Genomic DNA, 13,286 nt, shown 5'->3' with positions numbered 1-13,286 from the left:
GAAGCTGCGCCGATGTCCCTGCTTGTTCTCCTGCGTCATGGCCAGAGCCAATGGAATGCGGAAAACCGCTTCACCGGTTTCGTCGACGTCGGCCTGACCGAGCTTGGTCGTGAAGAGGCGCGCAAGGGCGGCCGCGCACTGGCGGGCACGCGCTTCGATCGCGCCTTCTCCTCCACCCTCAAGCGCGCCATCGAGACCACGGAAATCGCCTTGGCGGAAAGCGGCACCAACGAGCATCTGCGCCGCGACGGCGGTTGGGACATCATATGCCACGATGACCTGCGTGAGCGCGACTACGGCGACCTTGCCGGCCTGAACAAGGCCGAGACGGCGGAGAAGTACGGCAAGGAGCAGGTTCACATCTGGCGCCGCAGCTACGACATCGCGCCGCCGGGCGGCGAAAGCCTGAAGGACGTGGTGGAGCGCTCCGGGCGCTACTACGAGGCGGAAATCGCGCCCTGCCTGGCGCGCGGCGAAGCCGTCCTCGTCGGCGCCCACGGCAACACGGTGCGCGCCCTGCTGGTGGCCCTGGGCTGCCACAGCCCGGAGGAGATCCCCACCGTGGAGATTCCCACTGGCGTGCCGATGGTCTTCGAGGTCATCGAGGGCAAACCAGGCCGCTACCGCTTTCTCGAAGGCTGAGGTGGGGCGCCCAAAGGCGAGTCCCGGAGTTTTTTTGCACCAATGGATTGCGCGTTTTTGCAATTTGATCCGATTAAGGCTGCTGCTAAGCTGGCGCCTGCCGACTGAAACGACGGAGGAAGTGGGGGCGCCTCTTGGGCTATACCTTCCGGTTTGAGCCGGTATTCGAACGGTTTGATCAGCTCCTGGAAGGCGCTTGGCTGACCATTCAGCTCTCGGGCAGCGCGATGCTGGTCGGCCTTCTGGTCTCCATTCTTTTCGCCCTGCTGAAAACCTCCGGCCCGCGGCCCCTGGCCTGGCTCGTGAACGCTTACGTCGAGCTGATCCGCAACACCCCCTTTCTCGTCCAGATTTTCTTTATCTTCTTTGGCTTGCCGGCGCTGGGTATGCGGCTCACGCCCAACTCCGCAGCACTCCTGGCCCTGATCATCAACTTCGGCGCCTATGGCACCGAGATCATCCGGGCCGGCATCGAATCAATCGCCAAGGGGCAGATCGAAGCCGGCTTCGCCCTGGGTCTGAAGCGCCTGCAGATCTTTCGCTACATCATCCTGAAGCCTGCGATGCGCGCGATCTATCCGGCGCTCACCAGCCAGTTCATCTACCTGATGCTGACATCGAGCGTGGTCTCGGCAATTTCGGCTGACGACCTGACAGCCATCGGCAACAACATCCAGTCTGCCACCTTCGCAGCCTTTGAGGTCTATCTCGTCATCACGCTGATCTACCTCTTCCTCTCGATAGGCTTCTCGAGCCTGTTCAAGCTGGTGGAACGCGTCGCCTTCAACTATCCACTCAGCCGCTAGGGACAATGCGATGATCCGTCCCTTCGGCTTCAACGAGTTTCTCTTCATCCTCACGGCGGTGCAGTGGACGATCGCGCTCTCCGCCATCGCTTTCTGCGGCGGCGGGCTCGGAGGCTTGGGGATCGCACTTGCGCGCACCTCCTCGATGAAGCTGCTGCGCCTGGTGACGACCGGCTACATTCGCCTTTTCCAGGGCACGCCCCTGCTGATGCAGCTCTTTCTGGTCTACTTTGGCGCCAACATCTTCGGCCTGCCGCTGAACGCCTGGATCGCGGCGCTGTTGGCGCTTTCCCTGCATGCCAGCGCCTTTCTTGGAGAAATCTGGCGCGGCTGTATCCAGGCCGTGGCGCCGGGCCAGAACGAGGCGGCAACGGCGCTGGCACTGAACTATCGCGACCGCATGCGCTACGTGATCCTGCCCCAGGCGGCGCGCATCGCGGTGGCGCCGACCGTCGGTTTCCTGGTGCAGCTCATCAAGGGAACCTCACTGGCTTCGATCATCGGCTTCATGGAGCTGACTCGCTCGGGCCAGATCATCAACAATGCCACTTTCGAGCCTTTCAAGGTCTTTGGCGTCGTCGCCCTGATCTATTTCAGTCTATGCTGGCCGCTGTCGCTTTTGGCACGGCGGTTGGAGCGCCACTTCGCGCGCTCGACAGCCCGATGAACCAACTGCGATCCACGCAAGGGAGGAGTAAAAGTACATGAAGATGATGAGATCAGCCTTTTCACTGGCAGCCGGTGCGGCCCTGGCCATCGGTCTCTCGAGCGCACCGCTGCAGGCGCAGACGGTGGAGGAGATTCAGGAGCGGGGGACGGCCAACATCGGCATGCTGGTCGATTTTCCGCCCTTCGGCATCATGAACGAGCAGAATCAGCCCGATGGCTTCGATGCCGACGTAGCGAAACTCCTGGCTGAAGACATGGGGGTCGAGGTCAATCTCGTGCCCGTGACCGGCCCCAACCGCATTCCTTATCTGGTCAGCAATCAGGTCGATCTGCTGGTGGCCTCTCTGGGCATCACGGAAGAGCGGGCCAAGAGCGTCGACTTCTCTGAGCCCTATGTGGGCATCCAAATTTCGGTCTATGGCGAGAAGGATGTGGAGGTCGCGGAGCCCGAGGACCTCGAGGGCATCACGATCGGTGTCGCCCGGGCCAGCACCCAGGACACGGGCATCACTGAGCTGGCTCCGGAAGGCGCCCACATTCAGCGTTTCGATGACGATGCTTCGGCGGTGCAGGCCCTGCTCTCGGGCCAGGTCGACGTGATTGGCTGCTCGAACACTGTCATTGCTCAGCTGGAGCAGATGGCGCCGGGGCGCTTCGATGTGAAGTTCGACATCTCCGAGCAGGTGCAGGGCATCGCGGTGCGGCCCGGCTCCAGCGAGCTGCTGGACTACATCAATGATTTCCTGCAGCGGGTGAAGGACGACGGCCGCCTGGATGAAATCCACCAGAAGTGGCTCGACTCCCCGCTGCCTGAGTTCGTTCGCAATTCGGCAGATTGAGGAAAGGCTTCGCGATGCCGACGGAACTCCAGACAGGAGCAACGGGAGCTTCGCGAGGCTCCGACATAGCCGTGCGCATGGAAGGGGTGGACAAGCACTACGACGACTTCCATGCGCTCAAGAAGATCGACCTGGAGGTCCGCAGTGGCGAGAGGATCGTCATCTGCGGGCCATCGGGCTCCGGCAAGTCGACGCTCATTCGCTGTATCAACCGCCTGGAAGAGATTCAGGGCGGTCGTATCTTGGTGTATGGCCGTGACCTGACTGCGGGCAGCGCCGCTGTGGAGGCGATCCGCCGCGAAGTCGGGATGGTGTTCCAGCAGTTCAATCTCTTCCCGCACATGACGGTGCTGGAGAACTGCACCCTGGCCCCACGCCGGGTCCGCAGCGTGTCACGCGAAGAGGCCGAAGCGACGGCGCGCCGTTACTTGGAGCGGGTGCGTATCCCCGAGCAGGCTGATAAGTATCCGGCCCAGCTTTCCGGCGGCCAACAGCAGCGCGTGGCGATCGCCCGTGCGCTCTGCATGAACCCCAAGATCATGCTTTTCGACGAACCCACTTCCGCGCTCGACCCGGAGATGGTGCAGGAAGTTTTGGACACCATGATCGATCTTGCGGAAGGTGGCATGACGATGCTTTGCGTTACCCACGAGATGGGTTTTGCGCGCAAAGTGGCTGACCGCGTGGTCTTCATGGACGAAGGCGAGATCGTGGAAACCGCCCCGCCCAGCGAGTTCTTCACCCGTCCGCAACACAAGCGGACCCGCAAGTTCCTCGGTCAGATCGGCATTCAGCAGCAAAACATCGTGTAGGGTTCCGCCGCTTACGCAACGGCTGCATGGAATTCACCGCTGAGCGCTTCATGTTTTCTCGCTCGCCAAAGCCGCGCGTCGCTCAGCAAGCGCTCGGCGCAGGATTTGCCAGGCGCTGCTCAGGAACAGCATCGACATCAGGCCGGCCACCAGCAGGTCCGGCCAGGCCGTGCCCATGCCAAACACGCCGAGAGCGGCCAGGAGTACGGCGACGTTCCCGATGGCGTCGTTGCGCGAGCAGAGCCACACCGAGCGGATGTTGGCGTCGCCGTCGCGCCAGCGCATGAGAAGCAAAACGGAAACCAGGTTCGCTGTGAGGGCAAGCAGACCGAAAAGACCCATGACATGGGCTTCGGGCAGGCCGCCGTGCCACACGCTCCACAGCGTGCTCCCCGACACCCAGAGTCCGAGCAACAGCAGGCTGACGCCCTTGAGGAGTGCCGCGCCGGAGCGCACCAGCAGCGAGCGGCCGATGACCGCAAGCGTGATCGCGTAGGTGAGGCTGTCGCCGGCGAAGTCGAGCGCGTCGGCTTGCAGGGCCCGTGAGCCGGCGAGTTGGCCGGCGATCATCTCGGCCAGGAACATCGAAGCGTTGATGGCGATCACCAGCCAGAGGATGCGGCGATAGGCGAGAGACAGTCCTTCGAATTGAGGCGCATGGCTATGGCAAGAGGCACTCACGCATTCTGCTCCTTGTTGCTGCGAGGTCGCCTCTCTACCTAATCCCTACAGTGACTGTAGCTTCAAGGGACCGGCGGCATGGATAAGACGGAAAATTGGATGACCATCGGCCAAGTGGCGCGGAGCGCGGGCGCGAAGGTGCAGACGGTGCGCTATTACGAGGAGATCGGATTGCTGCCGCCGGCGCCCAGGACGGCTGGAGGCCAACGCCTCTATGACGAGGTGGCCCGCAAGCGCCTAGCCTTCATCCGCCATGCACGCGGCCTGGGCTTTCCGCTGGAGGCGGTGCGCGAATTGCTGCGCCTGGCAGATCATCCCGAAGCGCCCTGCGATGAAGCCGACCTGATCGCCGCTCGGCAACTGGAGGCGGTCGAGCAGCGCATCGCACAGCTACTCTCGCTGCGCCACGAACTAGGACGTATGCTGGATCATTGTCAGGGCGACAGGGTGGCCCGGTGCCGGGTGATCGAGACCCTGGCCGACCACAGCCTCTGCGCCGAGGCGGAGCACCTCGGCGCCGGACTGTGACCGGACCTCCCTAGAGTAGATCGCGTTTGATCTGTAACGCGCAGCGTTCAGAACAAACGCGTGAATCCGCTCTGAATTAAGGGTGTAGAGCAGATTCACGACTCAAACCGGTTCGCTTCGCGAACCCGATTTGAGTCGATCTGCTCTAGAGGATGAACTTCGAGAGGTCGGCGTCTTTGGAGAGGATGCCGACACGCTCGCGCACCATGTCGGGCGTGATCTCGATGCGCTCACCGCCGCGGTCGCTTGCGGTGAAGGAGATCTCCTCCAGCAACTTCTCCAGCACCGTGTGCAACCGGCGTGCCCCGATGTTCTCGACCGTAGAGTTGATCTCCGCGGCCAAGTCGGCCAAGGCCTCGATGCCCTCGTCGGAGAAGACCAGCTCGACCTCCTCAGTTCCCATCAAAGCCCGATACTGACGGATCAGGGAGTTCTCCGGCTCGGTGAGGATGCGCTTGAAGTCCTCGCGCGAGAGGGCGGAGAGCTCGACACGGATCGGCAGGCGGCCTTGCAACTCCGGCAGCAGGTCGGCCGGCTTGGCGAGATGGAAGGCGCCGGACGCCACGAAAAGAATGAAGTCGGTCTTCACCTGCCCGTGCTTTGTGGCCACGGTGGTGCCTTCGATCAGCGGCAGAAGATCGCGCTGCACGCCCTCGCGGCTGACGTCGGCACCGCCGCGCTGGTCGGAGCGGGCGGTGATCTTGTCGATCTCGTCCAGGAAGACGATACCGTTCTGTTCGACGGCGGCGATGGCCTCGCTGACCACCTGCTCTTCGTCCAGCAGCTTGTCGCTCTCCTCGGCCATCAGCAGGTCGTAGCTGTCTTCCACCGTCACCTTGCGCTTGCGGGTGCGGTTGCCGAAGGCTTTGCCGAAGATGTCGTTCAGATTGATCATGCCCATCTGGGCGCCGGGCATGCCGGGAACGTCCATGGTCGGCATCTGCATGCCGCCGCTGTCCTGGAGTTCCAGTTCGACCTCGCGGTCGCCCAGCTTGCCGTCGCGCAGCATGCGCCGGAACTTGTCCTTGGTTTCCTGGCTGGCGTTGGCGCCCACAAGGGCATCCACCAAACGTGATTCGGCGTTTAGCTCAGCCTTGGCCCGCACCGCCTTGCGCAGGCGCTCGCGCGTCATGTGGATCGAGATCTCCACGAGATCGCGCACGATCGATTCCACGTCGCGGCCCACGTAACCCACCTCGGTGAACTTAGTGGCCTCCACCTTGAGGAAGGGGGCCTGGGCCAGCTTGGCCAGCCGGCGGGCGATCTCCGTCTTGCCCACGCCGGTGGGACCGATCATCAGGATGTTCTTGGGCAGCACCTCGTCGCGCAGATCGTCGGGCAGCTGCTGCCGGCGCCAGCGATTGCGCAGCGCAATGGCGACGGCGCGCTTGGCCTCGCGCTGGCCGACAATGTAGCGGTCGAGCTCGGAAACGATCTCGCGCGGGCTGAAGGCGTAGGCGCCGGTGACTTCCGGAGCGGGGGCTTCAGAGGCTTTCGAGTGTGACGTTGTCATTCGTGTAAATACAGATCCCTGCTGCGATGCCCATGGCCTTGCGGGCAATGGCCTCGGCGTCGAGGCTGTCGATGTCCACCAGTGCGCGCGCGGCGGAAAGCGCATAGCTGCCGCCGGAGCCGATGCCGATGAGCCCGTCTTCGGGCTCCAGCACGTCACCGTTGCCGGTGAGCACCAGCGAATGGTCCTTGTCCGCCACGGCCATCATGGCCTCGAGGCGGCGCAGGTAGCGGTCGGTGCGCCAGTCCTTGGCCAGCTCAACGCAGGCGCGCAGGAGCTGGCCTGGATGGCTCTCCAGTTTGCCTTCCAGCCGCTCGAAGAGCGTGAAGGCGTCGGCGGTGGCGCCGGCGAAACCGGCGATGACGTCATCGCCGCGGCCGAGCCGGCGGACCTTGCGGGCGTTGGACTTCATGACGGTGTGGCCGAAGCTCACCTGGCCGTCACCAGCGATCACCACTTTTCCCCCCTTGCGCACCGAGAGGATGGTGGTGCCGTGCCAGGACACGGATTGTGAGGAAGACTGTTCGTCGGACATGCAGGCTAGATGGCGAAGCCGAGGGGACGGGTCAAGCAGCGAGGCGACTTTTGCGGAGGCTTGGCAGGGATTCGCGCCCGCGCGCGGTATCAAACGTCGGCCAGCCGCTTGCCGCTTTCGGGATCGAAGAGGTGTAGCAGGCCATCCTGGGCCTTCAGTGGCAGGCGGTCGCCCTCGGCGACCTTGGCGTGGCCGGGCAGGCGCACGGCGACGATGCCGGCCCCGCCTTCGCCTTCGACCTGCGGGGCGGCCGCGCCGGCTTCCACCAGCCGGCCATGCACCAGAACGTCGGCACCCAGGGTTTCCACGACCCCGGCCTCCAGGTGGAAGTCTTGCTCGCCCTCGGCCACGGGCTGCAGGTGCTCGGGACGCACACCCAGGGTGATGGAGCGTCCGGCGTGGTTGCCAAGCTTCTGGCTGATGCTGCGCAGGCGCGGGCCCTGCGCCAGTGCGATGGCCTCTCCCTTGGCATCGACCTCGCCTGGCAGGAAGTTCATGGAGGGCGAGCCGATGAAGCCGGCGACGAAAACGGTGGCCGGCCGGTCGTAGATGTTGATCGGCGTGTCGATCTGCTCGGCGACGCCCTGGTTCATCACCACCAGCCGGTCGGCCAGGGTCATGGCCTCCACTTGATCGTGGGTCACGTAGAGCGAGGTGGTGGCGAGCGAGCGCTGCAGTTGCCTGATCTCGAGGCGCATTTGCACCCGCAGCTTGGCGTCGAGGTTGGACAGCGGCTCGTCGAAGAGGAAGACCGAGGGGTTGCGCACGATGGCCCGGCCCATGGCCACCCGCTGGCGCTGTCCGCCGGAGAGCTGCCGCGGCCGGCGCTCGAGCAGGGCACTCAGTTCCAAAAGCTTGGCGGCCTTCTCCACCCGCTCGCGAATCTCCTCCTTCGGCCGGCCGGCGATCTTGAGACCATAGGCCATGTTGTCGAAGACGCTCATGTGCGGGTAGAGCGCATAGTTCTGGAACACCATGGCGATGTCCCGGTCCTTGGGCTCCAGGCGGTTGACCACGCGCCCGGCGATCGAGATTTCGCCGCCGCTGATCGCCTCGAGCCCCGCCACCATGCGCAGCAGCGTGGACTTGCCGCAGCCGGAGGGGCCGACGATGACGATGAGTTCGCCGTCGTTGATGTCGATGGAGACACCATGGATGACCTGGGTGTCGCCGTAGCGCTTGATCACATTCTTGATGGCAATGTCGGCCATGGGAGGAGGTGGCTCCGTTACTTCTCGGTCTCGACCAGGCCCTTCACGAAGAGCCGCTGCATGACGACCACCACGATCACCGGCGGCAGCAGCGCCAGCACCGTGGTTGCCATGGCGAGATGCCAGCGGGGATAGGAATCGGCGACGGTCACCATGCGCTGGATGCCCATGACGATGGTGTAGAAGGACTCGTCGGTGGTCACCAACAGGGGCCAGAGGTACTGGTTCCAGCCGTAGATGAACATGATGACGAAGATGGCGGCGATGTTGGTGCGCGAGAGCGGCACCAGGATGTCCTTGAAGAAGCGGAAGGGCCCGGCGCCATCCATGCGCGCGGCCTCCGTGAGTTCATCCGGCACGGTGAGAAAGAACTGGCGGAAGAGGAAGGTGGCCGTGGCCGAGGCGATCAGCGGGATCGACAGTCCGGCGTAGCTGTTCAGCATGCCCAGATTGGCCACCACCTCGAAGGTCGGCAGGATGCGCACCTCCACCGGCAGCATCAGGGTGGCGAAGATGATCCAGAAACAGAACATGCGGAAGGGAAAGCGGAAGTAGACCACCGCAAAGGCCGAGAGCAGCGAGATCGCGATCTTGCCCACAGCGATGGACAGCGCCATCACCAGCGAGTTGAACAGCATGAGCCAGACCGGCCCGCCGCCGCTGCCCGCCATGCCCTCGGAGAGCAGCGTGCGGTAGTTCTCGAAAAAGAGATCGCCGGGCAGTAGCGGGATGACGCCCGAGACCAGGCTGCGGCCGTCGTGGGTCGAGGCGACGAAGGCGATCCAGATGGGAAAGACCACGAGCGCCACGCCGCAAAGCAGCACGAAGTGCTGCAAGAAGGTCAGCCAGGGACGATTTTCAACCATCGGCGCGCCCCATCAGTACTGCACCCGTCGCTCGATGTAGCGGAACTGGATGGCGGTCAGGAGGATGACGATCAACATCAGGATCACCGACTGGGCCGCCGAGGAGCCGAGGTTCAGCGCCACGAAGCCGTCGGTGAAGACCTTGTAGACCAGGATGGTGGTGGATTGGCCCGGCCCGCCCGAGGTGGTGGCATGGATGACGCCGAAGGTCTCGAAGAAGGAGTAGACCACGTTCACCACCATGAGGAAGAAGGTGGTGGGCGAGAGCAGCGGGAAGATGATCGAGGTGAAGCGCTTCCACGGCCCCGCGCCGTCGATGGCCGCCGCCTCGATCAGGGACTTGGGGATCGCCTGCAGGCCGGCCAGGAAGAAGAGGAAGTTGTAGCTGATTTGCTTCCAGACCGAGGCGATGATCACCAGGATCATGGCGTCGGTGCCGCTGGTCTGGTGGTTCCACGCGTAGCCCATGCCGCGCACCAGGTAGGCCAGGATGCCGATCGAGGGGTTGAAGAGAAAATACCAGAGCACGCCGGCCACGGCGGGCGCGACGGCGTAGGGGATGATCAGGAGGGTCTTGTAGCCGGTGGCGCCCTTGATGGTGCGGTCGGCCATGACCGCCAGCAGCAGCGCGATCGCCAGTCCGGCCAGGGTCACCGAGGCGCTGAAGACCATCGTGACCTTGAAGGAGCCGAGATAAGAGGAGTCGCTCAGCAGCCGCGCAAAGTTGTTGAGCCCGACGAAGGTCGTGCGCAGGCCGAAGGCGTCCTGGCGCAGCACCGACTGATAGAGCGCCTGGGCCGCGGGCCAGATGAAAAAGACGAGTGTGATCGCAAGCTGCGGCAGGAGCAGCAGCAGGGGGAAACCGAAACCCCCGAAGGTGACCTTCTTGTGCATCCAGGGCCCTCGAGTGCCAGGGTCCGGTCGCCGGGAGACGGATCACCCGGAGACCGGTCGGCAGGCAAGCGGGGCGCCGCTGGGCGGCGCCCCGTTACGCTAGATCAGGAGTTGTCTTCCTCGAACTGACGCAGCAGCGCGTTGCCGCGCTCCACCGCCGCTTCGAGGGCTTCGTCGGACGACTTATTGCCGGACCAGACTTCCTCAAGCTCCTCGTTGATGACGTCACGGATCTGCACGAAGTTGCCCAGCCGCAGGCCGCGGGAGTTGTCCGTCGGGTCGTTGAGGGTCATCTGCTTGATCGAGACGTCCGTTCCCGGGTTCTCGTCGTAGAAGCCCTGCTCCTGCGAGAGCTCATAGGCGGAATAGGTGATCGGCAGGTAGCCGGTGTCCTGGTGCCATGAGGCCTGCACCTCGGGAGAGGAGAGGTACTGGAAGAAGGCGGCAACGCCTTCATACTCTTCCGCATCGTGCCCTTCGAGCACCCACAGGGTGGCGCCGCCGATGATGGAGTTCTGCGGCGCGCCCTCCACATCGTCGTAGTAGGGCAGCATGCCCACACCGAATTCGAAATCGGCGCCGGCGCTGACGGCGGCGTAGGAGCCCGAGGAGTCCATGTAGACGCCGCACTCGCCGGAGAGGAACTTAGGCCGGGAGTCGGAGCGCCGACCGCCATACTCGAAGATGCGGTCTTCCTGCCAGGCTTCCATGTTGCCGATGTGGCGCTTGTGCAGGTCGCTGTTGAACTGGAACTCGGTTTCCAGGCTCTCGAAGCCGTTGGCATGCGTGGAGAGCGGGACGTTGTGCAGGGCCGAGAAGTTCTCGATCTGCACCCAGGACTGCCAGCCGGTGGTGAAGCCGCACTCGGTGGCGCCGGCCTCGATCATGGCCTCGCTGGCCGCGACCAGGTCATCCCAGGTCTCGGGCGCCTGCTCCGGGTCCAGGCCGGCGGCCTCGAAGGCGTCCTTGTTGTAGTAGAGCACCGGGGTGGAGCTGTTGAAGGGCATGGAGAGCATGTTGCCGTTCGGATCGGCGTAGTAGCCGGCCACGGCCGCCAGGTAGACGCTGGGGTCCCAGTCGACGCCGTGCTCTTCCATGAGCTGATAGACCGGGTAGATGGCGCCCTCGGCTGCCATCATGGAGGCGGTTCCGACCTCGAAGACCTGCACGATGTGCGGTTGCTCGCGCGCGCGGAAGGCGGCGATGGCGGCGGTCATGGTCTCGGTGTAGTTGCCGCGATAGACCGCATTGACCTGATAGTCGTCCTGGCTGGCATTGAAGCCTTCTGCGATCTCATTCACGCGATCGCCCAGCTCGCCACCCATGGCGTGCCACCAGTTCACCTCGACCTGGGCCTGTGCGGCCTGAGTCATGCCGAGCAGCGCGACGACGGCGGCACCGGCCAGCGTCTTAGACTTGAACGTCATTTCTGTCTCCCTCATTTCCATGGCCCTCCGCAACTGACGGAGCGCCGACGAACCTCTCACGCGGAACCCCGGCAGCCTGTTCTGCGCCGCGCCCAGCGGTTGCGCAGGCGCGACGCTTCGGCTCGACCGGGGCGTCCTTGCTCCCCATTAGTCGTCATGGACGAACCTGATGTGAACCTATTGTTGCTGTTCGATGACAAAGGACAAGCCTTTTCGTATGCGAACAGCGGCTCTGGCGGCATCTCCGCTCCCAAGTTTCGTTTCCGCACATTATCGTTCGTAGCCGCTCAATCTTCGCGGCGCAAGCGGCGGCTGAGTGCAAAGGCCGCAAGCTTCGGATAGCGACCGCATCGGCGGGTCGCTAGTCTGCCGATCAGCCTGAGGAACGAGGAAGGCGAACGCAGATGACGGTCCACGACACGACGCAGCAGGGCAGGGTAGAGCGCGACGCACTGGAAATGGTTGAGCAGGCCTGCCGGCTGCTCGACAGCCAGATGGAACCGCTGTCCCTGGAGCGGCTTGCCGCACAACTGGGCTGCAGTCCCTGGCAGTTGCACCGCCGTTTCCGCAAGCACTTGGGCGTCAGCCCGCGGGACTGGGCCGCGGCACGGCGCGAGGCGCGTTTTCGTGGTGAGCTGCGCAGCGGGCAGGGCGTGGCCGATGCGCTCTATGGCGCCGGCTACGGTTCCTCAAGCCGCGTTTACGAACAGGCCGGCGAGCGGCTCGGCATGACTCCCGCCAGCTATGCCCGTGGCGGCAAGGGGGCGCGCATCGTCTGGGGGAGCACGGACTCCCCGCTCGGACGCCTATTGGTGGCGGCGACGGACAAGGGCATCTGTTTCGTGGCACTAGGAGACAAGGACGAGGAACTGGAAGCACAGCTGTGCGCCGAGTACCCGGCGGCCGATGCCCTAATGCGCGACCCTGTCGCCGTGGACGTGGCACTGGATCTGCTGGTGGAGCATCTGACGGGCGGGGAGCCCCATCTCGACCTGCCACTGGACATCCGGGCCACGGCCTTTCAGCGGCGGGTATGGAATGAGCTGGCCGCCATTCCCTGCGGCGAGACCCGCAGCTACACCGAACTTGCCGCCAGCCTTGGCCTGCCGAAGGCGGCGCGTGCCGTGGGCGGTGCCTGCGGCGCCAATCCGGTGGCGCTGATCCTGCCCTGCCATCGGGTCTTGCGCGGCGACGGCGCCCTTGGCGGCTACCGCTGGGGCGTTGCACGCAAGAAGGCGCTGCTGCGCCAGGAGGCCTCGGAGCAGGGCGCTTCGTCAGGCCGTGCGTGAGCTGCTTTGCGTGGGCATGGCGTGCGTCTCCGCGCGCCGGATCAGGCCGCGCAGGCCTTCTAAACTGCCCGGAGATAGCTCCAACACCTGAAAACGCCGGGGATCCACCGGTCCGGGTAGCACGAGACCGTAGGGCGATGCGGCCGTGAAGCCGTAGGGACGATAGTATTCGGGCTCACCCACAACGACGCAGAGGCGGTGACCCAGCCGGCGGGCCTCCTTCAAGGCATGGCGCACCAGGGCACGCCCGGCGCCACGACCCTGATAGGCCGGCTCCACGGCCAGGGGGCCCAGCAGGATTGCGGGTGTTTCCTCGATCAGGATCGGCCAGAAGCGCAGCGAGGCGAGCAGGGAGCCGTCGGGATGCACGGCGGCAAAGGACATGCCTGGCAGGGGCGCGATGCCTTCGCGGAGGCGATAAACGGTGCGGCTCTTGCGATCCGGCCCGAAGGCCCGATCCAGCAGTGGTTCAATCAGGGGAGCGTCGGCAGGCCGCTCAGGGAGAATCTCGAAGTCCATGGAGAGGGTTCCGTCGTCAGGATGTCCGGGCGGGCTGGCGCCCGGGGAACAGGAG

Annotated in this window: 15 protein-coding genes; 7 read left to right on the top strand and 8 right to left on the bottom strand. The window is 64.4% G+C overall.

From position 1 onward, the window contains the following. Positions 1 to 12 precede the first annotated feature (12 nt). The 5 genes from P2G67_RS06115 (at position 13) to P2G67_RS06095 (ending at position 3,768) form a co-directional block, all read left to right on the top strand. Positions 13 to 642, top strand: coding sequence for a 2,3-bisphosphoglycerate-dependent phosphoglycerate mutase (locus P2G67_RS06115; RefSeq protein WP_275821081.1), 630 nt, complete (start codon positions 13 to 15; stop codon positions 640 to 642). A 134-nt stretch (positions 643 to 776) separates the two neighbouring features. Further along, positions 777 to 1,448, top strand: coding sequence for an amino acid ABC transporter permease (locus P2G67_RS06110; RefSeq protein WP_275821079.1), 672 nt, complete (start codon positions 777 to 779; stop codon positions 1,446 to 1,448). Positions 1,449 to 1,458: 10 nt separating this feature from the next. After that, entirely contained in the window at positions 1,459 to 2,115 is a 657-nt protein-coding gene (locus P2G67_RS06105; RefSeq protein WP_275821077.1) for an amino acid ABC transporter permease, read from the top strand. A 37-nt stretch (positions 2,116 to 2,152) separates the two neighbouring features. Further along, on the top strand, positions 2,153 to 2,956 hold the full coding sequence (locus P2G67_RS06100) for a transporter substrate-binding domain-containing protein (RefSeq protein ID WP_275821075.1): 804 nt from the start codon (positions 2,153 to 2,155) through the stop codon (positions 2,954 to 2,956). A gap of 14 nt (positions 2,957 to 2,970) precedes the next feature. Further along, positions 2,971 to 3,768: an amino acid ABC transporter ATP-binding protein gene (locus tag P2G67_RS06095; protein WP_275821073.1), complete on the top strand. Its 798-nt coding sequence runs from the start codon at positions 2,971 to 2,973 to the stop codon at positions 3,766 to 3,768. A 48-nt stretch (positions 3,769 to 3,816) separates the two neighbouring features. Here P2G67_RS06095 and P2G67_RS06090 read toward each other — a convergent pair whose 3' ends face one another. Next, entirely contained in the window at positions 3,817 to 4,449 is a 633-nt protein-coding gene (locus tag P2G67_RS06090; RefSeq protein ID WP_275821071.1) for a cation efflux transmembrane domain-containing protein, read from the bottom strand. Positions 4,450 to 4,527: 78 nt separating this feature from the next. Between P2G67_RS06090 and P2G67_RS06085 the strand changes: the two genes are divergently transcribed. After that, on the top strand, positions 4,528 to 4,977 hold the full coding sequence (locus tag P2G67_RS06085) for a MerR family transcriptional regulator (RefSeq protein ID WP_275821069.1): 450 nt from the start codon (positions 4,528 to 4,530) through the stop codon (positions 4,975 to 4,977). Positions 4,978 to 5,122: 145 nt separating this feature from the next. On the opposite strand, the gene hslU is transcribed toward P2G67_RS06085, so the two are convergent. From hslU to ugpB, 6 genes are all read right to left on the bottom strand, one after another. Beyond that, on the bottom strand, positions 5,123 to 6,490 hold the full coding sequence (gene hslU, locus P2G67_RS06080; RefSeq protein WP_275821067.1) for an ATP-dependent protease ATPase subunit HslU: 1,368 nt from the start codon (positions 6,488 to 6,490) through the stop codon (positions 5,123 to 5,125). Then, positions 6,462 to 7,025 (bottom strand): ATP-dependent protease subunit HslV, encoded by a 564-nt coding sequence (gene hslV, locus P2G67_RS06075; RefSeq protein ID WP_275821065.1) that lies wholly within the window; start codon positions 7,023 to 7,025, stop codon positions 6,462 to 6,464. The genes hslU and hslV overlap by 29 nt, the downstream gene beginning before the upstream one ends. A gap of 89 nt (positions 7,026 to 7,114) precedes the next feature. Next, positions 7,115 to 8,236 carry a sn-glycerol-3-phosphate import ATP-binding protein UgpC gene (locus tag P2G67_RS06070; RefSeq protein ID WP_275821063.1) on the bottom strand — a complete coding sequence of 374 codons (1,122 nt, stop codon included), beginning with the start codon at positions 8,234 to 8,236 and terminating at the stop codon, positions 7,115 to 7,117. A 17-nt stretch (positions 8,237 to 8,253) separates the two neighbouring features. Next, positions 8,254 to 9,102 (bottom strand): sn-glycerol-3-phosphate ABC transporter permease UgpE, encoded by an 849-nt coding sequence (ugpE, locus tag P2G67_RS06065; protein ID WP_275821060.1) that lies wholly within the window; start codon positions 9,100 to 9,102, stop codon positions 8,254 to 8,256. A 12-nt stretch (positions 9,103 to 9,114) separates the two neighbouring features. Further along, positions 9,115 to 9,996 (bottom strand): sn-glycerol-3-phosphate ABC transporter permease UgpA, encoded by an 882-nt coding sequence (gene ugpA, locus P2G67_RS06060; RefSeq protein WP_275821058.1) that lies wholly within the window; start codon positions 9,994 to 9,996, stop codon positions 9,115 to 9,117. Between the two features lie 104 nt (positions 9,997 to 10,100). Next, positions 10,101 to 11,423, bottom strand: a complete 1,323-nt coding sequence (ugpB, locus tag P2G67_RS06055; RefSeq protein ID WP_275821056.1) for a sn-glycerol-3-phosphate ABC transporter substrate-binding protein UgpB — start codon at positions 11,421 to 11,423, stop codon at positions 10,101 to 10,103. 404 nt (positions 11,424 to 11,827) lie between these two features. Between ugpB and P2G67_RS06050 the strand changes: the two genes are divergently transcribed. Continuing rightward, entirely contained in the window at positions 11,828 to 12,712 is an 885-nt protein-coding gene (locus P2G67_RS06050) for a methylated-DNA--[protein]-cysteine S-methyltransferase (protein WP_275821054.1), read from the top strand. On the opposite strand, the gene P2G67_RS06045 is transcribed toward P2G67_RS06050, so the two are convergent. Further along, a complete protein-coding gene (locus P2G67_RS06045) occupies positions 12,698 to 13,231 on the bottom strand; it encodes a GNAT family N-acetyltransferase (RefSeq protein ID WP_275821052.1) in 534 nt (177 codons plus the stop codon). The two genes, P2G67_RS06050 and P2G67_RS06045, sit on opposite strands and share 15 nt — an antisense overlap. Between the last annotated feature and the right edge of the window lie 55 nt (positions 13,232 to 13,286).

Origin of the sequence: Aquibaculum arenosum (assembly GCF_029222965.1) — a bacterium.
In the GTDB taxonomy this organism is placed as follows: Bacteria; Pseudomonadota; Alphaproteobacteria; order Kiloniellales; family DSM-21159; genus Aquibaculum; species Aquibaculum arenosum.
This window is presented reverse-complemented; position numbering and strand designations above follow the sequence as displayed.